The organism is Dyella lipolytica (genome assembly GCF_030160075.1).
GTDB lineage: Bacteria > Pseudomonadota > Gammaproteobacteria > Xanthomonadales > Rhodanobacteraceae > Dyella_B > Dyella_B lipolytica.
In genome coordinates, this window is sequence record NZ_BSNQ01000002.1 from 1 (window position 1) to 19124 (window position 19124).

Sequence of the window (19124 nt, forward strand, 5' to 3'; positions counted from 1 at the left end):
TGTCAAAGATCAACCACTTGCAGTCCGTTTCTCGAACCGCCCCGAAGACCTTTCGTCCCGGGTGAGCCGCCCATTCTACATCCCTTTCACCTTCCGTCAACACCTTCGGCGATGTGTTTTTGCCGGGGAGTTGCCGTGCGAGAGGGTGCAGCGGCGGGGTGGCGAATACTAGGGAGAGCCTGCCTTTTTGGCAAGCGATTTTCTAAATTTTTTTCTAGCTTGACGCTAAGCGTTTGTTCTCGCTGGATCTCGTGAAACGCTTGCGTGTACGCGACGACCACTGCCGTCGCGTAAGGCTCACGCCTGAGTCAACAGCACGCGCGCGAAGTTGCGCTTGCCGACTTGCAGCACTGCTTCAAATCCGGGCGCGAAAATGCGTTGCGCATCTTCGACGACTTCAGCGTCGATACGTACGGCACGCTCCTTAAGCTTGCGGTTCGCCTCGGAGTTGCTGGCAGTCAGGCCCGCCGCAGTCAACAGTGCCGGCAGACGCAGCCCGTCGACCGGAACAGCGATCTCGGTCAGCGGAAGCAGACTGGTATCACCTTCGCCGCGCACCACCGCGTGCCAACCGGCAATCGCCTGATCTGCGGCAGCGGAGTCGTGGAAACGCGTAGCCAGTTCGCGGGCAAGGCGTAGCTTGGCATCGCGAGGATTGAGGGCACCACTGGCTACGTCGTGCTTCATCCGCGCGAGCTCATCGATCGATACCTCGAAGCTGAGCAGCTCGAACCAGCGCCACATCAGCTCATCGCCGATCTTCAGCGTCTTGGTGACGATATCGATGGCCGGCTCATTAATGCCGATGTAGTTGCCCAACGACTTGGACATCTTATTGACGCCGTCCAGACCTTCGAGCAGCGGCATGGTGAGTACGATCTGCGGCGGCTGGCCGTGATGCTCCTGCAACCCGCGCCCCATCAGCAAGTTGAACTTCTGGTCGGTACCACCGAGCTCGACGTCGCACTTGAGCGCGACCGAGTCGTAGCCCTGCACCAGCGGATAGAGGAATTCGTGAATGGCGATCGGTTGCTGCGACGCGTAACGCTTGGCGAAATCGTCGCGTTCGAGCATGCGCGCCACCGTATGCTGCGCCGCCAGCTTGATCATGTCGGCTGCGGTCATCTTGCCGAACCATTCGGAGTTGAAGCGCAGCTCGGTCTTTTCGCGATCCAACACCTTATAAACCTGCTCTGCGTAGGTCTCGGCATTCGCCTGTACATCCTCGCGAGTCAGCGGCTTGCGCGTGACGTTCTTGCCAGTGGGATCGCCGATCATGCCCGTGAAGTCGCCGATCAGAAAAATCACCTGATGCCCGAGATCCTGAAACTGGCGCATTTTGTTGAGCAACACGGTGTGGCCCAGGTGCAGATCCGGCGCTGTGGGATCGAAGCCGGCCTTGATCCGCAAAGGGCGCCCAAGCTTCAGGCGCTCGGCCAATTCCTCTTGCTTGATGATCTCGTCGGCGCCGCGCGCAATGATGGCTAGCGCCTGCTCAAGCTCGTTCATGAAACCCTCGTGATTTAGTTGCTTAGGCAGCCAATAAAGTGACGGCCACCCTTAATGGCGTTAATTGTGCGTTAACTGGAAATCTCGCGCAAACCCTTGATGGAAAAGGCGTTGACGCCCTTTACACAAGCTCGTTATGGTACCGGCAATTGATACTTTGTACCGCAGGGGCGGCTGGGCGATGAATAATAAGAATCAGGTCAACTAGCGATGGCAGACGGCAAACAAGACGCGCGCATGGCGCGCAAATTGGCCATCCGCCGTAAGGCACAACATCGCCACTCGCACTTCTACCAACACTGCTCTCACTGGTCGTTCAATCGGCACAGTGAGGGCGAGCCTATCCATTGGTATCGCGAACGTTGGATGCTAGCAGCGACAGCACTGTTGATCACGGTGCTTTCCGGCTTCCTGATTCCCGCATGGGCCACCGCGATGAAGCCTGCAACGGTCGAGCCGGTGGAGCACACGTTGCTACCGCTCGCGTTGCCGAAAATCGAAGCCCCCACGCTCAAGGCGCCGGCCGTTGAAGACTGGCACATCGTGCAGGTGCGCCCCGGCGAGACACTTTCGGACATCTTCAAGGATCAGGGCCTGAGCCTTACGGACTTGCAGCACGTGGTAGACAACGCCGGCGATGCGAAGACGGCGTTGCACAACATTCACCCCGGCCAGGAATTCGATTTCCTGATCGGCCGCAATGGCAAACTCGAAGGCATTCGCTTCGACAAGGACGAAGCCACGCGCGCGATCATTCGCCTCGACAGCGCCGCACCAGGTGCAACAACGGTAGCTCGCACTGTGGAAACGCGCGAACAGGTCGCACATGGCGTGATCCAGGACTCGTTGTTCGCCGCCGCCAACAAGGCCGGCATGAGCAATGCGATGGTGATCAAGCTCGCCGATCTGTTCAAGTACGACGTCGACTTCGTGCAAGACCTGCGCGTGGGCGACAGCTTCACCGTGGTTTACGACAACGTGTATCGCGACGGCGCCTATTTGCGCGAAGGCGACATTGTCGCAGCGGAATTCGTCAATCAGGGGCATCGCTATACCGCCTATCGTTTCAAGCGCGCGGACGGCAGCGATGGTTGGTTTAGCGAAGATGGCCGTCCTATCCAAAAATCCTTCCTGCGCATTCCTGTGGATTTCACCCGCATCTCCTCGCCCTTCAGCGCGGCCCGCATGCACCCGATTCTCGGCTTGATGCGCGCACACAAGGGCGTGGACTACGCTGCACCGACCGGCACGCCCATCCACGCAGCGGGTGACGGCGTCATCAAGTTCCGCGGCTGGATGAATGGTTACGGCAACTTCGTGATCATCCAGCACAACGCGCAAATCAGCACGGCTTATGGCCACATGTCCCGCTTCGCCACCGAACGCGTAGGCCAACATGTGCGGCAGGGTGAAGTGATCGGCTACGTCGGCATGACCGGCCTGGCCACCGGCCCTCATCTGCACTACGAATTCCGCGTGGACGGTGTGCAGCGCAATCCGCAGACAGTCACACTGCCGAAACCCGAACCCCTGCCGGGAATGCAGATGGCGCAGTTCCAGAGCAAAGTGGTGAAACCACAGCTGGCGCGCCTGATGGAAATCGACAACAACTACAAGCTCGCGCGCGCCGAATCCACCAAGCGTAGCGACGACTGAGCCATTGTGTGACTGATGTTTCGGCGCTCTATATCGGCCTGATCTCCGGCACCAGTGTCGACGGCATCGACGCCGCACTGGTGAGCTTTGAGCAGGACCGCCCGCAGCTGGTTCACGCACTGACTCATCCTTGGCCGGAAGCCATGCGCGAGCAGATCTTGCGTGTTGCGCAGGACGAAACGAAACTCGACCTCGATGCTTACGGGCGGCTTGATGTCGCCATCGGCCAAATGTTTGCCGACGCGGTGAAAGAGCTTCTCACCCAAAGCGGAACACCAGCGGTATCCGTGCGTGCCATTGGTTCGCATGGCCAGACGATTCGTCATAGGCCATCCGGCGAGTATCCGTTTACGCTGCAGATTGGCGATTCGAGCGTGATCGCCGAGCGCAGCACCATCGACGTCGTGGCGGATTTTCGTCGCGCCGATGTCGCCGCGGGTGGTCAAGGTGCGCCGCTGCTGCCTGCCGTGCATGCGATGTTGCTGGCTCGACCTGGCCACACGCGCGTCGTGCTTAATCTTGGCGGCATCGCCAACATTACGGTGTTGTCGGCCAATGGCCACGTGTCCGGATTCGACACCGGGCCTGCCAACGGTCTGCTCGATGCATGGTCTCTACGGCATCGCGGCGAGGCATTCGATCGTGGTGGTGCATTCGCCGCAAGCGGACGCATGGATGAAGCGTTGCTGGCGAACCTGCTCGAAGATCCGTACTTTGCGCTGCCGCCGCCCAAGAGCACCGGGCGCGAACACTTTCACCTCGGATGGCTGGACGCACGGTTAGGATCGGCAACCTTTTCCCCGGCGGACGTTCAGGCCACACTGCTCGAACTCACCGCGAAAAGCGTTGCGAATGCGATTGCGGAACATGCCGGCGATGCGTCCGACGTGCTGCTTTGCGGCGGCGGTGTGCATAACGGGGCATTGGTGCAACGGCTGCGCGAGTTGCTCCACCCGCGCGAGCTGACCAGCACCGGTACCCAAGGCATCGATCCGGACTATTTGGAGGCCACTGCGTTTGCGTGGCTCGCACGGCAGCGTTTGCTTGGACTTCCCGGCAACTTACCTGCTGTCACCGGTGCGCGTGGACCTCGCGTGTTGGGCGCTGTTTACGCAGCACCGCGCACATCACGCTGATCAATATCGAACAGTTCGCCTACGCCGCCGTTGACCGGCGCAAGTTGTTCGGACCGCGCCACCGTAAGCGCCTGCATGGCCTCTTGGAAAGCGGCCTGTTCGCTCGCATCCCATTGCCCGCCTGGCGCGGTGAGGTCTCTCGATTCACGCAGGTTTTCGGCCAAAAGTCCGCTGCTTTCGGACACACCCAGACCGTGCCGCAGCGCCTGCAGCACTACGTCGTTAGTCGACCATTGACGCTCTTTGGCAAGCACTTTGATGCGCTCCGCCATCAGTCGATCGATGTGACGAATCATGATATCCGGCATATGGCGTCGCTCCGTGCCATGTAGCCCCTGTTGGCTGATCGTCGCCAACTGCGCGGTGGCTGGCAATTGCCATCACGGCGATCCGTGGGCCAGTTGGCATTCGGGATGTGAACGCGTTTGCGGCCACGCCTTGGCCACTCTAAGCGGGCACTGGCTCGTCGTAACGAAAGCGCCGCCACAAGCAAGCGAACAAGAACATCGCCGGCAGTATCGATATCACGGTTATAGCGAAATAACCGCCATAACCGAGCACGGTAACAATGCCGCCAGCGAAAAACCCGAGTGCTTTGCCAGGAAGGTTTACCAACGAACTCAGCAATGCGTATTGCGTTGCTGTGTGCTGCCGATTGACCAACAACGACAGGAACGCCACGGTAGGAGGCCCGAGCAGGCCCTCGCCAAAGTTCTGGCCGGAGATGGCTACTGTGAGCATCGGCAGACTACCGTGGTGATGCAGTAACAACAGATAAAATAGGTTGCTGCAACTCTCTAGCACGATCGCTACGCCCAGTGTGCGCCACGCGCCCCAGCGCGCTACTGCCGCGCCGCCGACAAACGCGCCGACAATGCCAATCCATACCCCATAGATCTTGGTGACCGCACCGATCTCAGTCTTGCTGAAGCCCATGTCGCGCATGAACGGATTAAAGATGGTGCCAATGGACTGTTCAGGCAACTTGAACAGCAGGATGAACAACAACGTCAGTCCTGCTATGGCCCAGCCGTACCTGCGGAAAAAATCCGCGAATGGATCGATCACGCTCTCGCGCATCGCCGCGCGCCAATTGGCCGGCGCAGCGCGATACACATCCGGCTCGGGCATCGTCAGCGTAGTGACAACCGGCAACAGCATCGCCGCGGCCATCAGCATGTACACCCATGACCAGGCGATGTGATCGGCGAGGATCAGCGCCAGCGCGCCGGCCACCAGTAAGCCCAACCGATAGCCAAGCGAATAGGTTGCCACCAGCGCACCCTGCGCGGAGGGCGGGGCGATCTCGATGCGGTACGCGTCCACCGCGATGTCTTGGGTAGCGCCCATGAAGGCCACCAGCAGAGTCGCCGGCACGAACAAGTCCAGCTGGTGCGGCGTGAGCAGCGCCATCAGCAAAAGCCCGGCGATCACTCCCATCTGTGCAAAAAGCAGCCAGCCTCGACGCTGACCCAGTCGCGAAAACAGGGGCAGCCGCCAGTGGTCGAGCAACGGTGCCCACACGAATTTGAAAGCGTAGGTCATGCCGGCGCTGGCGATCATCGTGATGTCCTTCAGCACGACACCGCTTTCCTTCAGCCAGAGCGCCAGCGTGACGGATACCAGCAGGAATGGGAGGCCGGAGGAGAACCCCAGCAAGCACATTGTCCAAGCCGCCGGTTGCGAGAACGCCCGCCACATCGACGGCTTGCGCGGCGCCGGCGCGGCGACCTCAGTCCGCATAGTCGACCGTATACGGCGCGTGGTCGGAGAAGCGTTCGTCGCGATAGATCGAGCAGTGTTTGAGGCGCTCGCGTAGCGAAGGCGTCACTACCTGATAGTCGATACGCCATCCCACATTGTTCTCACGAGCGCGCCCGCGATTGGACCACCATGTGTACTCCACCGTGTCCGGCTTCAGCGCGCGGAAACTGTCGACCCATCCACGTTGCTTGAACAGCAGATCGAGCCATGCGCGCTCTTCGGGCAGGCAGCCGGAATTCTTCTGGTTGGAACTCCAGTTCTTGATGTCGTCCTTGGTATGCACAATGTTCCAGTCGCCGCAGATGACGTAATCGCGCTTGCTCTTGAGCCACTTGTCGAAGATCGGCGTGATCCATTCCATCACCTTGAACTTGAACTGCTGACGTTCGTCGCCCGACGATCCGGAGGGTACGTACAGCGACACGACGCTGAGATTGCCGAAACGTGCTTCGACGTAGCGCCCTTCGTTGTCGAACTCATCCCAGCCCAGTTCGGTCAGCACTTTGTCGGGTTCGCGCTTGGCGTAGATAGCTACCCCGCTGTAGCCCTTTTTGCTGCTGGCATCGCGATAAAAGCAATGGTGTCCGTCGGGACGAAACATGGGATCGGTAAGCTGGTCCTCCTGCGCCTTGGTTTCCTGCAGGCAAACCACGTCGGCGTGCTGTTTGCGTAACCACTCGAACACACCTTTGTTCGCGGCCGAACGGATGCCATTGGCGTTCAGGCTGATAATGCGCATGGGCCTTCCTTAAGAGTCGGTTACGGTCTCTGATATTGCGCCATGATAGCAACCATGTACGAGTTGCCTGCCATCCGCGTTGTGCCTGTCACGCCCGAATTGCGCCCGTCCCTTCTGCAGTTACAAGTGTCGCTGCCACAGCGCGATTTCGTGAGCGATATCGCGCCCTCTCTCTCCGACGCCGAAAGCTGTCCGGGCAGCACGCCTATGGCGATACTTCGCGACGGCAGTCCGGTGGGTTATTACCGCATCGAGGCTAGCGCAAGCACCGTCGTAGGGCGCGAATTCGATCCGCCCTCCGTGGGATTGCGATCGTTCTTTATCGACAGCCGCTGGCAGGGACAAGGGCTGGCATCGCAAGCTCTCACGGCGTTGATCGCCGACCTTGGCACGCGCCACCCCGAAGCCCGATTGCTGGTGCTGCTGGTGAACTGTCGCAACCTTGCCGCGCTGCGACTGTATTTGCGCGCTGGCTTCGTCGATACCGGTGAGTTGTACCATGGCGGGCGTTCCGGGCCGCAACACTTGCTGTGGCGTGCCCTACCCTGACTTTGAACTACCGCGAGAACCACCCGTGCACGATTACCAACGCGACTTCATCGAACTCACTCTCCAGCGCGATGTACTGCGCTTTGGCGAATTCACGCTCAAATCCGGCCGCCTGAGTCCTTATTTCTTCAACATGGGCCGCATCGACTCCGGCGCTGCGCTGGCTCGTCTTGGTCGTGCCTACGCCGCCGCCGTCGTGAATTCGGGACTGGACGTCGACATGCTGTTCGGCCCCGCCTACAAAGGCATCGCGCTTGCCGCAGCTACCGCCATCGCCCTGGCTGAGCAGCATGACCGCGACCTTCCGTGGGCCTACAACCGTAAAGAAGCGAAGGATCACGGTGAAGGCGGCGTGTTGGTGGGAGCTCCGCTCAAGGGCCGCGTGCTGATCGTCGACGACGTGATGACGGCTGGCACCGCCGTGCGTGAATCCCTCGCACTCATCCGTGCGCAAGGCGCCACGCCCGCCGGTGTGCTGATTGCGCTGGATCGCCAAGAGCGCGGCCAGGGCGAACTCTCCGCAGCGCAGGAAGTGCAGCGCGATTACGGCATCCCGGTGGTCGCCATCACTGGCTTCAGCGACGTACTGGCGTACGCCGGCGAACGGCCGGATCTGGCCGCCGAACACCAGCGCTTGCTCACCTACCGAGAGCGTTACGGCGTACGGAATTAAGATTCTGTCCTCGTAGCAGTGAATTCAGTCACGCTGGCACATACTTACGATCCAGCTGGTCACAACCCCCGGCTATACTGGGCTGAGGAGGGGGTCATGCGTCGATTGGTTTTTACCGCGTCCATTGTCTTGTCGCTCGGCCTCGCTGGAGCGGCGACGGCCCAGAGCAGCGCCGGCACCGGCGTCCACTACCGCTGGGTAGATGGCAGCGGCTTGCCGCATTACAGCGACAGCCTCACCAATGACGCCGTGAAATACGGCTACGAGGTGATCAACAACGATGGCATGGTGATCGCACACGTGGGGCGGCAACTGTCACCCACGGAACGCGCGGCGGCGCAGAAACAAGCGGCAGAAGAAGCCGCCCAGCAACGTTCCATCGATGAGCGAAAACGCGCCGATATCCAGCTGCTGAACGCCTATCCCGATGAGGACGCACTCAAGCTCGAACAGCAACAGGTGCTGGAAAACCTCGACGAGCAAATGAATACCACGCGCGTCAATCTGCACAGCCAGGATGAAGCGCTGACCGACCTGCTCAACCGCGCCGCCGACAACGAACGCGCCAAGCAGCCGGTACCGAAATTCCTCACCGACCAGATTGCTGCGCAACGCAACGTCGTTGCCAGTGAGCGCGCCCTGCTTGCGCGCCAGAAAGCAAATCGGGATGCCATGGTGCAACAGCAGGCGCAGGAGCTGCAGCGCTATCGCGATCTGAGAGCCGCTGCCAAGGCCGATCGGGGCTACTGACTACTGATTGCCGGCCCCGCATCTTCAGAACGGCAGCTTCAATGTGGGATCGACCGCCAGCAATTGCTTGCGGAACGTATCCTGGATGCGCTTGAGTGCTTCCGCGTTATCCGCATCGAAACGCAGCACCAGGACCGGCGTGGTATTGGAGGGACGCACCAATCCCCAACCATCCGGCCAGTCGGCGCGCACGCCGTCGATGGTGATCAGCGCGGCATCGCCGAAGTTGGCCTTCTCGCGGAATTTCTCGATAAAGCGATAGTGCGCACCCTCGGCCATTTCGATCTTGAGTTCCGGCGTGGAAACGCCCTTGGGGCAGGTCTCGAAGATCTGTTCCGGCGTACGACCCTCGATATCTCCGGCCAGAATTTCTAGCAGTCGAGCACCTGCGTAGATACCGTCGTCGAAACCGTACCAGCGCTCTTTGAAGAAGAAGTGGCCGCTCATCTCGCCGGCCAGCTCCGCGCCCGTTTCACGCATTTTCGCCTTGATCAGCGAATGGCCGGTGCGCCACATCAAGGGGCTCCCGCCGGCATCGAGTATCTGGCCCCGGAGATGACCGGTACATTTGACGTCGTAAATAATCGTTGCGCCGGGCTGTCGCGACAGCACATCGCGCGCGAACAGCATCAGCGTGCGATCGGGGAAAATGATTTCGCCGCTGCGCGTCACGACACCCAGGCGGTCGCCATCGCCGTCGAAAGCCACACCCAGATCGGCGCCGGTCTGCTTCACCGAAAGGATAAGGTCCTCAAGATTGTGCGGATCGGACGGATCGGGATGATGGTTGGGGAAGGTGCCATCGACTTCGCAATACAAGGGAATGACTTCGCAGCCGATGCCTTCGAGCACCTGCGGCGCCACCGCGCCGGGAATACCGTTGCCGCAGTCGACCACGATTTTGAGCGGGCGCTCAGTCTGTACATCGGAGGTGATGCGCTCGATATAGTCGGGCACCACGTCGACATGCCGCAGGTTGCCCTTGCCGTCGCTTTCGAGAGCATTCGTGGCGATCCGATTGTAGAGATCCTGGATCGCCCCTTCCGACAGCGTTTCGCCGCCAACCACGATCTTGAAGCCGTTGTAATCGGGCGGATTGTGACTACCGGTAACCGCAACACCGCTACCAGTATTGAATCGGTAGGTCGCGTAATACACCACCGGCGTCGGTGCCGCGCCGATGTCGATCACATCGATGCCAGCCGCGCGCAGACCGTCGGACAAAGCACCAGCCAGCTCGGGACCGGAAAGGCGCCCATCGCGTCCCACCACGATTTCGTGCAGCCCTTTCTCGCGCATTAGCGTACCGATCGACTGGCCGAGCAGCTTCGCCACTCCAGCCGTCAAGCTCGTACCCACCACACCGCGCACGTCATAAGCACGAAAAATGGTGGGATCGACTGTGACCGGAGCCGGTGCTGGTGCAGGTTTGGCTACGGGGCGAACGACCGGTTTGACGGGCGCGGGCGCGGGCTGATCTTTTGCAATGTCCGACAAACTTTCTTCCTCGATGGGAACGGCGCGGCGCATGCCTGCATGCGCAAACAACCAGAAGAGATACACGCCCCCAACCAAGCCAGCCAGGGTCAACAATGCAGCTAGCGGTAAAGATTGGGGCAACACGATATAGGCGCCCGGCAACACGGCCATGATGTTGAAGCTGCTGCCTGGCACAGGCTTGCCAGTCGGCTCCCGATCGACCGACGCAGCACTGCCATGCGCCATCAATTCAAGATTCTCACCGCGATCGCTGCTTTGATGCAGCTCCAACCTGCCGCCACCCACTGGAGCTTCATTGAAGCGCTGTGCGATCGGCGCAAACGGGAGTTCAATCCAGACCCAGGCCAGCGGCTTTTGCTCCGGACCCAGCGGCGCCACCATCGTCATGCGACGATCGCCGATACCCTTGAACATCGACTGCACGGGCGGCGCACCTTCGGCATCCGGCGCCTCCATCAATTGCGCCGCCTTGGCATAGCCAAAGTCGTGATAGTTGGCGTGCAGGACTTCATCCAATCCGCCGCTGTAGAGCTCCACATTCAAAGCCTGCGGCAGTCGCTGCTTCAGAGCAGCGAGTACTGGCGCGGGATCAGCGGGCAGCCCGCTCGTATCCACGCCCGATAGGGCCTTTGTCACTTGATTGCGCTGGGTGGCGATTTCATCTGCCAGCGACTGAACGGCTTGATCTTGAGCTGTATGAACCTGCTTGATGGCGCCATCCTGATCGGCAACCAACGACGTTTGCCAGGCGCTGAACGCGGCAAACGCCAGCAGCAAGGTGCCGCCGACCAGCATCGACAGTCGTCCCCAATTGACCTGCACACCCGGCAAACGCGTTCTTGCGCTGCTCATCGCCATGCCCCGTTCCCCAAGTATCTCAATGCTTGCCCGTTGATCCGAACCCGCCCTCGCCCCTGTGCGACGGCACGAATTCGTCGACGACCCGCAATCGCGCCTGCCCGACCGGTACCAGCAGCAGCTGCGCAATACGTTCACCCACCCCAATGGTGTAGGGCTGCGTGCCGCGGTTCCAGCATGAAATCATCAACGGCCCCTGATAGTCGGCATCGATCACGCCCACCAGATTGCCCATTACCAATCCATGTTTGTGACCCAGTCCGGAGCGCGGCACGATCAGCGCGCACCAACCCGGATCGCCGATATGGATGGCCATACCGCTGGGCACCAGCGCGCTTTCGCCCGGAGACAGGGTGAGCGGCTCTTGCAGCGCGGCGCGCAGGTCCATCCCTGCGCTGCCCAACGTGGCTGCCTGCGGTAGCGGAATACTGTCGCCCAGACGCGGGTCGAGAATCTTCAGTTCGACATCGATCATCCCCGCACCGCCTTGTAGCGGCTGGCGATGTGTTCGATCAGCTGGCGTGCAAGGATGGCTTTGTCGGCCCGCGGCAACTCTGCCGAACCGTCGACCCAGTAGAGCGTGATCGCGTTGTCGGCCGTTTCGAAGCCCATGCCATCGCCAACCTGGTTAGCGGCAATCATGTCCAATCCTTTGCGTTGCAGTTTGTCGCGGGCATAGCTCTCCACGTTCTGTGTCTCCGCCGCAAAGCCGACCAGGAACGGATGCGCGCGCTGCGCCGAAAGGCTCGCGAGTATGTCCGGATTTTCCGCCAACTGCAGCGTGAGTTCCGCGCCTGCCTGCTTTTTGAGCTTGTGCGCAGCGATGGTGTTCGGTCGATAGTCGCCGACAGCGGCTGCGCCAATGTAAATGTCGGCATCAGCAGCGGCTTCGGTCACCGCAGCATGCATTTGCGCCGCGCTGCGCACATCGATGCGCTTTGCGATGTTCGGCGGCGAGGCGAGGCCGACCGGACCGGCGACGAGCGTCACCTGCGCGCCCGCTTGCGCTGCTGCTTCGGCCACGGCGAAACCCATTCGACCGGAGCTTCGATTGCCGATGAAACGTACCGGATCGATATCCTCATACGTCGGCCCCGCACTGACTACGACCTTTTTACCGTGCAGCACGCGATCGCCGAACGAAGCCACGATCGCGTCACGCAATTCATGCGGCTCCAACATGCGGCCCGAGCCAACGTCACCGCAGGCCTGATCACCTATGGCCGGTCCGAGGATGTGCACACCTCGCGTGCGCAAAGTAGCGAGGTTCGCCTGCACGGCGGCATGCGCCCACATCTGCTGATTCATGGCCGGCGCCACATAAACCGGTGCGGCCGTCGCCAGACACAGCGTGGTCAACAAGTCACTGGCATGTCCATGCGCGAGGCGCGCCATCAGATCGGCACTGGCCGGGGCGATCAGCACACGTTCGGCCCAGCGCGCCAGCTCGATATGTCCCATCGCCGCCTCGGCCGATTCGTCCCATAAGCTCACCCGCACCGCCTCCCCCGACAAGGCCTGGAAGGTGGTCGGAGTGACGAAGCGGGTCGCGCTCTCGGTCATGACGACGCGCACGTGCGCGCCGAGGTCACGCAAGCGGCGAACCAGCTCGCAGGATTTGTAGGCGGCAATGCCACCCGACACTCCCAGCAATATGCGGCGTTGGGCAAGGCTCATGGTGTAAGCAGGGTCTGACGTACTGGTAGACGGCTAGCTTACCGGATTCATGTATGGCAACTGCTGCCTCGATCGCATCCGCATCATGGATGCTGGCGATATGAGTATTCGTACGTGGCCGGAAGGCGAGCGGCCCCGCGAGAAATTGCTGACACGCGGCAGCACTTCATTGTCGGATGCCGAATTGCTCGCCGTATTGCTTGGCAGCGGCGTGCGCGGCAAGGATGCAATCGCCCTGGGACGCGAGTTATTGATGCGCGCCGGCAGCCTCGGCGCCCTGCTCGGCCGGCCTGACCAGGACATCCGCGCCGTCGGGCTGGGGCCGGCCAAGCGCGCACGCATTGCTGCCGCATTGGAGCTCGCCCGCCGCAGCCTCGCCGAACAGTTGGCCGAACGTCCCGCTCTGGGCAATCCGCGAGAGAGTGGCGACTACCTTAGCTCCCGTCTGCGTCATCTGCCGTACGAGGTCTTCGCTTGCCTGTACCTCGATAATCGTCACCGCGTACTCGCCTTTGAAGAGCTTTTCCGAGGCACCGTGGACGGCGCCAATGTGCATCCGCGCGAAGTGGTCCGCGCCTGCCTCAGACATAACGCCGCCGCCGTCATCTTTGCGCACAATCATCCCAGCGGGGTGGCCGAGCCCAGCCCCGCCGACCAGGCGATCACCCGTGAGCTGGGCCAGGCGCTGCGGCTGGTAGGTGTTCGGGTGCTGGATCACCTGGTGATCGGCCAGGCCGAAGCCGTGTCCATGGCCGAACGCGGCATGCTGTAGGTTCTCTCGATCCAAAAAAAACGGCGCGACCGCTAGGTTCGCGCCGGGAGCCGCATGAGGGGAGGGTATTGGGATGCGGCAGTCCCGTATCGATCCGACGGGGGAGACGCCGGTGATACCCAGTTATTGTCGCGGCGCGTCATGACTGCCGTATGACATGCAATGCGCATGCCTTTGGATGCGGGGGTGGCAAGACTTATGCACACAGCGCTCTCGGGGCCACTTACCGGCATATTACTGAAGAGCACATTAAGTTGGTCTTCTAAGTGCTTATTTTCTATGTAATAACTGCATGACAAACGGGTTTCCATCGGCGTTCTCCGTGGTAGCTCCCACGTAGCCTTCACTTTCCCCACAGACTTATCCACAGAATCGATCCACCGCACCGCAGCAGATGCAGGCACCACACGGGTCCGCATGGTCCAGCCATAAGGAAAGACGGTCTGCAGCACCGTGTCTGTTAGGATGCGCGGTTCCATCAAGATCGATCCCCGCCCGTGAAAGAAGCGCTGCGCGACCTGGTTCTTCAGGCCATCCGGACCCTCCAAGGCGATGGCACTCTACCGAACGGCATCGATTTGCCGAATTTCGTGATCGAACGTGCGCGTAGCCGCGAACACGGCGATTTCGCCACCAATGCCGCCATGCTGCTGGCCAAGCCGGCACGTGCCAAACCGCGCGAGCTCGCCGAGAAACTGGTCGCCGCCCTGCCTGCCAACACACTGATCGGCAAGGTGGATATCGCAGGCCCGGGCTTCATCAACTTTTTCCTGGCGCCCGGCGCCTATCACGCAGAAGTGCGCAGCATGCTTGCCGAGGGCGGCACCTATGGCCGCAACAAAAGCGGCACCGGGAAAACGGTGGGCGTGGAATTCGTCTCCGCCAATCCGACCGGTCCGTTGCACGTGGGCCACGGCCGCAACGCAGTCATCGGCGACTGCCTGAGCCGTCTGTTCGAAGCCACCGGCTGGAACGTCAAACGCGAGTTCTATTACAACGATGCCGGCGTGCAGATCCAGAACCTGGCGATCTCGGTGCAGGCGCGTGCGCGCGGCATCGCACCCGGGGATACCGGCTGGCCGGAAGACGGTTACCGCGGCGACTACATCGCCGAAGTCGCCAAATCCTATCTCGCCGGCGAATCGGTCACTGCTGACGGCCACACCGTTACCGGCGCCAAGAATCCGGAGGATCTCGACGCGATCCGCCGCTTTGCCGTGGCCGCACTGCGCCATGAGCAGGATCTCGACCTGAAAGCCTTCGGCGTCGATTTCGACGTGTATTTCCTGGAGTCCTCGCTCTACACCGACGGCAAGGTGGAAGAAACCGTGCGCGAGCTGCTCGCCCACGGCCATACCTACGAAGAAGGCGGTGCGCTGTGGTTGCGTACCACCGATTTCGGTGACGACAAGGACCGCGTGATGCGCAAGTCCGACGGCACCTACACCTACTTCGTGCCCGACGTGGCTTATCACCTGAGCAAATGGCAGCGCGGCTATGAAAACGCCGTGACCGTGTTGGGTGCAGACCACCACGGCACCCTGGCCCGCGTGAAAGCGGGTCTGCAGGCGTTGGACGCCGGCATTCCCAAGGATTGGCCGCATTACGTCCTGTATCAGATGATTACCGTGATGCGCGGCGGCGAAGAGGTGAAGATCTCCAAGCGCGCCGGCAGCTACCTCACCTTGCGCGACCTGATCGACGAAGCCGGCCGCGACGCCACGCGCTATTTCCTGATCGCACGCCGCTCCGATTCGCAGCTGGTGTTCGACATCGACCTTGCCCGCTCGCAGAGCAACGACAATCCGGTCTATTACATCCAGTACGCGCATGCACGCGTCTGCCGCGTGCTGGAAGAACTGGCCGAACGCGGCCTGCCTCCAGTCGATACACATTCCGGCTTCGGACAGCTGGCGCGGTTGGATAGCGAGCATGAGCAGATCCTGCTGACCGAGCTGTCGCGTTACCCGGAAATCGTCGAAGCGGCCGCCAACAATCTGGAACCGCACCTGATCGCGCAATATCTGCGCGAACTCGCCGGTGCGCTTCACAGCTACTATCACGAACACAAATGGATCGTGGACGACGCCGAGCTGCGCAACGCGCGCATCACGCTTGCCGTCGCCACCCGTCAGGTCATACGTAACGGTTTGGATTTGCTGGGACTCAGTGCCCCGGAGAAGATGTAAATGGCACCACGCAAGGGTAAAGGCCGGCAGGCCGTGCGCAATAGCAGTGGCGGATTTCCGGCCTGGGCCGGCGTCCTTATCGGCATACTGATTGGTGCGCTGGTGGTCGTCGTGCTGATGCGCCACTCGCTGGTACCGATGGCGCCCAAGGGCCCGCAACCCAACCCCGAAGCCACCGCGCAGCCTGGTAGCGACGAAGGCCTGACGCCGGCTGGCGGTACGACCGCGCCGAAAAAACCGCAATACGATTTCTATTCCGTGCTGTCGGAAAAAGAAGTGCGCATCCCCGACTCGGAGATCAGCGCGCAGGCCAAGGCCGAGCAACAGCAGCAGCTCGCCGCACAACAGAAACAGCAGACGCAAAGCGCGACTCCGACGGCACCTAAGTTGCCGCCCAATGCGCCGGCAGCCATCACCCAAAACATCACGGCAGCGCCTGCTTCGGCCGTCACCCCGCCGCCTTCGACCAACCCTGCCCAGAGCGGTTATCTGTTGCAGGTGGGCGCGTTTCCGAACGCCGCGGACGCAGAGACGCTGAAAGCCAAGCTTGCGCTACAGGGTTTCGTCGCCAACGTGCAGTCGGTCAGTGTCGGCGGTCAGACGTATCACCGCGTTCGCCTCGGGCCCTTCCATTCGGCCACTGACCTGGAATCGACCAAGCAGCGGCTCGCCTCGGCAGGCATTCCCGCTATCGCGCTGAAAGCGGGTATGTAGTCGCGCGCATGGCATGCGACAGATATGACAAGGGCGCCCTCGGCGCCCTTGTCTGTTTTGCGTGCCTCAACGGCTGAGCTGAACTCAACTGCTGGATCCGCCGCCCATCTTGGATTTGATCAGCCCGATGATAATCATCAGGACGGCACCACCCACGCCGCCGCCCGCGACGTTGCCCAGGATAGAAGACATATCCATACCACCGTTGGCCGCTCCGGCAACTGCTGCTCCTGCGCCGCCACCCAGCACTGCCGACAAAATCTGTCCGCCGATGCCGCCGCCGACGATACCTGCCAGTGAATTGCCAAGCGTACCGAGGTTGTAGTTCTTGAGCGCGGCGCCGGCAACATTGCCGCCGATGGCACCGGTAACCAGTTGAATGATCAAGCTGACGATGTTCATGAATTCCCCTTTCACTTAAGTAGTGGTGACGGGTTTCGTGTCCTGGCTACATCAGCGATCACGCCAGGCCTCGCCTGTATATACCTGGGCAACCATCACCGCAACTTCGTTCGTCGTTGCATTGATCCGTCACGGATCATTGACGACGCTTGAGGCGGATCAACCCTGAAATATCGTCATCACCGTAACCTTGACGCATTAACTCGGCGTAATCGGCGAGCGAACTTTCGATCACCGTGCGCGACGTGCCGGCTTTCTCGGCAATGCCGCGCACAATGCCCAAATCCTTGTGCAACAGCGCGAGTTTGAAGCCGACGCTGAACTCGTTCTTCAACATGGTGGCGCCGCGTTTCTCGAGAAACCAGTTGCCCGCGGCACCCGCACCCAAGGTTGGAATCAGGCGCTCCGGATCGAGACCGAGCGCTTCGCCCAACGCCAGTCCTTCGCATACCGCCTGCGCAATACCCGCCACCAGCACCTGATTGACCGCTTTGGTCGCCTGCCCCGCACCCACATCACCGAGATGAGTAATGCGCAAGGCATACGCCTCCAACACCGGGCGAGCGCGCTCAAGTACCGACGCGTCGCCACCCACCATGATCGAGAGCTTGCCGTTCTTCGCCCCCTCCACGCCACCGGATACCGGTGCATCGAGGAAGTGCGCGCCCACCGTGTGCAAGCGTGCGGCAGCCTGCTGGGCGGTATCGGGCGCCACGGTGGAATGATCGATCACGATCGTGCCGGGCCGCAGATGCGGAGCAAGCGCATCGATGGTGTTGAGCACGTCCGCATCGGCGGTGACACACAACGCAATCACATCGCTTTGTGCAGCAAGCTCGGCGAGCGTGGCAGGTGCTGCAACATTCAAGTCACGCGCCAGCGCTTCGGCTTTGGCATGCGTACGATTGGCAACGGCGCGCAACAACCCATGCTGTTTCAGATGTCCGGCCATCGGGGCGCCCATCGCGCCCAAACCGATGAATGCTGCCTTGAGGGTCATGCCTGCTTCTTTCACGCGCGTTCCTTTGAAGAGGTCGAATCGTTGCCGAGCGCGCGATGCACATCGTGCGTCACAAACGGGTTTTCGGGTGTAGGTGGATCGAGCCAGTGCGGTCGCGTCAACGTATGCCGCATATCAGTCAAGCCACTCTGCCAATGTTCATGCATCGTGGTGGTGCTGAATTCGTAATCCTTATAGTGCCCTTCATAGGGCTTGTCGCGGTAGATGAGATGGATGAGATTGGTCAGTGCGCCGTTGGCGTAACGTTCCGCGCGGCGGAAAGCCGGATCGCTGCGTTTGGCCTCAGGCACTAGCGCCATCAACTCGTGCAGCAAGCGCTGCTGCTCGCGACTTTGATGCATGTACTCGGTCACCAGGCGCGTGCGGCTGGAGAACTGAATGTCTTTCGTGCGCTCTGCCACGCTGCCCATATCGCGCGGTAAGGCACCGCACGCGCTCCATAGGTCGACCTGGAAAATCAGTGTGTCGTGATGCGGCCGCTCGGTCAGCACTTTGTACAGCGGCGTATTGGAGACTATGCCGCCGTCCCAGTAATACTCGCCATCGATTTCCACTGCAGGGAAACCCGGCGGCAGTGCTCCCGACGCCATGAAGTGTTCGGGACGGAGCTTCTCGGTGCGATTGTCGAAGTACGCGAAATTGCCGGTGCGTACATTCACGGCACCCACCGAGACGCGCAGGCTGCGGGCATCGTTGATGCGATCGAAATCGGCGAGACGTTCCAGCGTTTCGCGCAACGGCGCCGTGTCGTACCAGCTGCTGGTGGCTGGCGTGCCATGCCATTGCAGCAAGGGCGGCGGCATGCGTGGCTGGAAGAAGCCGGCCTGGCCTTCCGTCAACGCCCGCAAGGCCGCCAGCGCATTCGCACCATCGCGAAATATCTGCGGCCATGCCATGTTGTCCGGCGAAAGCGCGGTCGATCCGCCCGGCCACAAGGCCGACTTGCAGATCGTTTCCCAGAATTCGGTCAGTCGCTCGACCCGTTGTTCGGGCGCGTTGCCGGCGATGATCGCCGCATTCAACGCACCGATCGAAATACCTGCAATCCAGTTGGGGCGCAAACCGGCCTCGTCGAGCGCCTGATAAACACCCGCCTGATACGCACCAAGCGCACCGCCGCCCTGTAAAACCAGGGCGGTGACCTTGTAGGCATCTTGCGCAGAATGATGCGCGGTGGTTTTTGACGATGGCGTCTTATGTGCGGCCATGCCAGTC

General features: G+C 61.1%; 18 protein-coding genes. 8 read left to right on the plus strand and 10 right to left on the minus strand.

The features are described from left to right. Nucleotides 1-297: 297 nt before the first annotated feature. Nucleotides 298-1509: a tyrosine--tRNA ligase gene (gene tyrS, locus QQL64_RS00630; protein WP_284395054.1), complete on the minus strand. Its 1212-nt coding sequence runs from the start codon at nt 1507-1509 to the stop codon at nt 298-300. A gap of 210 nt (nt 1510-1719) precedes the next feature. On the opposite strand from tyrS, the gene QQL64_RS00635 reads away from it, so the two are divergent. Both QQL64_RS00635 and QQL64_RS00640 read left to right on the plus strand, forming a co-directional pair. Next, nucleotides 1720-3165, plus strand: coding sequence for an OapA family protein (locus QQL64_RS00635; protein WP_284395055.1), 1446 nt, complete (start codon nt 1720-1722; stop codon nt 3163-3165). A gap of 8 nt (nt 3166-3173) precedes the next feature. Continuing rightward, nucleotides 3174-4301 (plus strand): anhydro-N-acetylmuramic acid kinase, encoded by a 1128-nt coding sequence (locus QQL64_RS00640; RefSeq protein ID WP_284395057.1) that lies wholly within the window; start codon nt 3174-3176, stop codon nt 4299-4301. Here QQL64_RS00640 and QQL64_RS00645 read toward each other — a convergent pair. From QQL64_RS00645 to QQL64_RS00655, 3 genes are all read right to left on the minus strand, one after another. Further along, nucleotides 4274-4609 carry a hypothetical protein gene (locus QQL64_RS00645; protein WP_284395058.1) on the minus strand — a complete coding sequence of 112 codons (336 nt, stop codon included), beginning with the start codon at nt 4607-4609 and terminating at the stop codon, nt 4274-4276. The two genes, QQL64_RS00640 and QQL64_RS00645, sit on opposite strands and share 28 nt — an antisense overlap. Nucleotides 4610-4748: 139 nt before the next feature. Beyond that, the gene (locus tag QQL64_RS00650) at nt 4749-6044 is read right to left on the minus strand and encodes an AmpG family muropeptide MFS transporter (RefSeq protein ID WP_284395059.1); all 1296 of its coding nucleotides are present in this window, start codon (nt 6042-6044) and stop codon (nt 4749-4751) included. Further along, on the minus strand, nt 6034-6804 hold the full coding sequence (locus QQL64_RS00655; protein WP_284395060.1) for an exodeoxyribonuclease III: 771 nt from the start codon (nt 6802-6804) through the stop codon (nt 6034-6036). The genes QQL64_RS00650 and QQL64_RS00655 overlap by 11 nt, the downstream gene beginning before the upstream one ends. A 54-nt stretch (nt 6805-6858) precedes the next feature. Between QQL64_RS00655 and QQL64_RS00660 the strand changes: the two genes are divergently transcribed. From QQL64_RS00660 to QQL64_RS00670, 3 genes are all read left to right on the plus strand, one after another. Further along, on the plus strand, nt 6859-7353 hold the full coding sequence (locus tag QQL64_RS00660) for a GNAT family N-acetyltransferase (protein WP_284395062.1): 495 nt from the start codon (nt 6859-6861) through the stop codon (nt 7351-7353). A 25-nt stretch (nt 7354-7378) separates the two neighbouring features. Next, nucleotides 7379-8026: an orotate phosphoribosyltransferase gene (gene pyrE / locus QQL64_RS00665; protein ID WP_284395064.1), complete on the plus strand. Its 648-nt coding sequence runs from the start codon at nt 7379-7381 to the stop codon at nt 8024-8026. Nucleotides 8027-8122: 96 nt separating this feature from the next. Then, the gene (locus tag QQL64_RS00670; RefSeq protein WP_284395066.1) at nt 8123-8776 is read left to right on the plus strand and encodes a DUF4124 domain-containing protein; all 654 of its coding nucleotides are present in this window, start codon (nt 8123-8125) and stop codon (nt 8774-8776) included. 24 nt (nt 8777-8800) lie between these two features. Here QQL64_RS00670 and QQL64_RS00675 read toward each other — a convergent pair whose 3' ends face one another. The 3 genes from QQL64_RS00675 to coaBC are packed head-to-tail and all read right to left on the minus strand — an operon-like array spanning nt 8801 to nt 12811. Further along, nucleotides 8801-11134: a phosphomannomutase/phosphoglucomutase gene (locus QQL64_RS00675; protein WP_284395068.1), complete on the minus strand. Its 2334-nt coding sequence runs from the start codon at nt 11132-11134 to the stop codon at nt 8801-8803. A gap of 19 nt (nt 11135-11153) precedes the next feature. Beyond that, nucleotides 11154-11609: a dUTP diphosphatase gene (gene dut, locus QQL64_RS00680; protein WP_284395069.1), complete on the minus strand. Its 456-nt coding sequence runs from the start codon at nt 11607-11609 to the stop codon at nt 11154-11156. Next, nucleotides 11606-12811 (minus strand): bifunctional phosphopantothenoylcysteine decarboxylase/phosphopantothenate--cysteine ligase CoaBC, encoded by a 1206-nt coding sequence (gene coaBC, locus QQL64_RS00685; protein WP_284395070.1) that lies wholly within the window; start codon nt 12809-12811, stop codon nt 11606-11608. Before coaBC ends, dut begins: the two co-directional genes overlap by 4 nt. A gap of 100 nt (nt 12812-12911) precedes the next feature. Here coaBC and radC point away from each other — a divergent pair, with 100 nt between their 5' ends. The 3 genes from radC to QQL64_RS00700 all read left to right on the plus strand — a co-directional run bounded on the left by radC (nt 12912) and on the right by QQL64_RS00700 (nt 16486). Continuing rightward, nucleotides 12912-13583, plus strand: a complete 672-nt coding sequence (radC, locus tag QQL64_RS00690) for a RadC family protein (protein ID WP_284395072.1) — start codon at nt 12912-12914, stop codon at nt 13581-13583. A 497-nt stretch (nt 13584-14080) separates the two neighbouring features. Continuing rightward, nucleotides 14081-15772 carry an arginine--tRNA ligase gene (gene argS, locus QQL64_RS00695; protein WP_284395073.1) on the plus strand — a complete coding sequence of 564 codons (1692 nt, stop codon included), beginning with the start codon at nt 14081-14083 and terminating at the stop codon, nt 15770-15772. Further along, the gene (locus QQL64_RS00700; RefSeq protein WP_284395074.1) at nt 15773-16486 is read left to right on the plus strand and encodes an SPOR domain-containing protein; all 714 of its coding nucleotides are present in this window, start codon (nt 15773-15775) and stop codon (nt 16484-16486) included. Nucleotides 16487-16570: 84 nt separating this feature from the next. Here QQL64_RS00700 and QQL64_RS00705 read toward each other — a convergent pair whose 3' ends face one another. From QQL64_RS00705 to QQL64_RS00715, 3 genes are all read right to left on the minus strand, one after another. Continuing rightward, nucleotides 16571-16888 carry a hypothetical protein gene (locus QQL64_RS00705; protein ID WP_284395076.1) on the minus strand — a complete coding sequence of 106 codons (318 nt, stop codon included), beginning with the start codon at nt 16886-16888 and terminating at the stop codon, nt 16571-16573. A gap of 136 nt (nt 16889-17024) precedes the next feature. Continuing rightward, entirely contained in the window at nt 17025-17903 is an 879-nt protein-coding gene (locus QQL64_RS00710) for an NAD(P)-dependent oxidoreductase (RefSeq protein WP_284395079.1), read from the minus strand. Beyond that, entirely contained in the window at nt 17900-19117 is a 1218-nt protein-coding gene (locus tag QQL64_RS00715; RefSeq protein ID WP_284395081.1) for a DUF3734 domain-containing protein, read from the minus strand. The genes QQL64_RS00710 and QQL64_RS00715 overlap by 4 nt, the downstream gene beginning before the upstream one ends. Between the last annotated feature and the right edge of the window lie 7 nt (nt 19118-19124).

What these genes read in the sequence shown, in the direction of transcription:
- tyrS (WP_284395054.1), bottom strand. Translation starts at nt 1,509, where the DNA reads ATGAACGAGCTTGAGCAGGCGCTAGCCATCATTGCGCGCGGCGCCGAC.
- QQL64_RS00635 (WP_284395055.1), top strand. Translation starts at nt 1,720, where the DNA reads ATGGCAGACGGCAAACAAGACGCGCGCATGGCGCGCAAATTGGCCATC.
- QQL64_RS00645 (WP_284395058.1), bottom strand. Translation starts at nt 4,609, where the DNA reads ATGCCGGATATCATGATTCGTCACATCGATCGACTGATGGCGGAGCGC.
- QQL64_RS00650 (WP_284395059.1), bottom strand. Translation starts at nt 6,044, where the DNA reads ATGCGGACTGAGGTCGCCGCGCCGGCGCCGCGCAAGCCGTCGATGTGG.
- QQL64_RS00655 (WP_284395060.1), bottom strand. Translation starts at nt 6,804, where the DNA reads ATGCGCATTATCAGCCTGAACGCCAATGGCATCCGTTCGGCCGCGAAC.
- QQL64_RS00660 (WP_284395062.1), top strand. Translation starts at nt 6,859, where the DNA reads ATGTACGAGTTGCCTGCCATCCGCGTTGTGCCTGTCACGCCCGAATTG.
- QQL64_RS00670 (WP_284395066.1), top strand. Translation starts at nt 8,123, where the DNA reads ATGCGTCGATTGGTTTTTACCGCGTCCATTGTCTTGTCGCTCGGCCTC.
- QQL64_RS00675 (WP_284395068.1), bottom strand. Translation starts at nt 11,134, where the DNA reads ATGGCGATGAGCAGCGCAAGAACGCGTTTGCCGGGTGTGCAGGTCAAT.
- dut (WP_284395069.1), bottom strand. Translation starts at nt 11,609, where the DNA reads ATGATCGATGTCGAACTGAAGATTCTCGACCCGCGTCTGGGCGACAGT.
- coaBC (WP_284395070.1), bottom strand. Translation starts at nt 12,811, where the DNA reads ATGAGCCTTGCCCAACGCCGCATATTGCTGGGAGTGTCGGGTGGCATT.
- radC (WP_284395072.1), top strand. Translation starts at nt 12,912, where the DNA reads ATGAGTATTCGTACGTGGCCGGAAGGCGAGCGGCCCCGCGAGAAATTG.
- QQL64_RS00700 (WP_284395074.1), top strand. Translation starts at nt 15,773, where the DNA reads ATGGCACCACGCAAGGGTAAAGGCCGGCAGGCCGTGCGCAATAGCAGT.
- QQL64_RS00705 (WP_284395076.1), bottom strand. Translation starts at nt 16,888, where the DNA reads ATGAACATCGTCAGCTTGATCATTCAACTGGTTACCGGTGCCATCGGC.
- QQL64_RS00715 (WP_284395081.1), bottom strand. Translation starts at nt 19,117, where the DNA reads ATGGCCGCACATAAGACGCCATCGTCAAAAACCACCGCGCATCATTCT.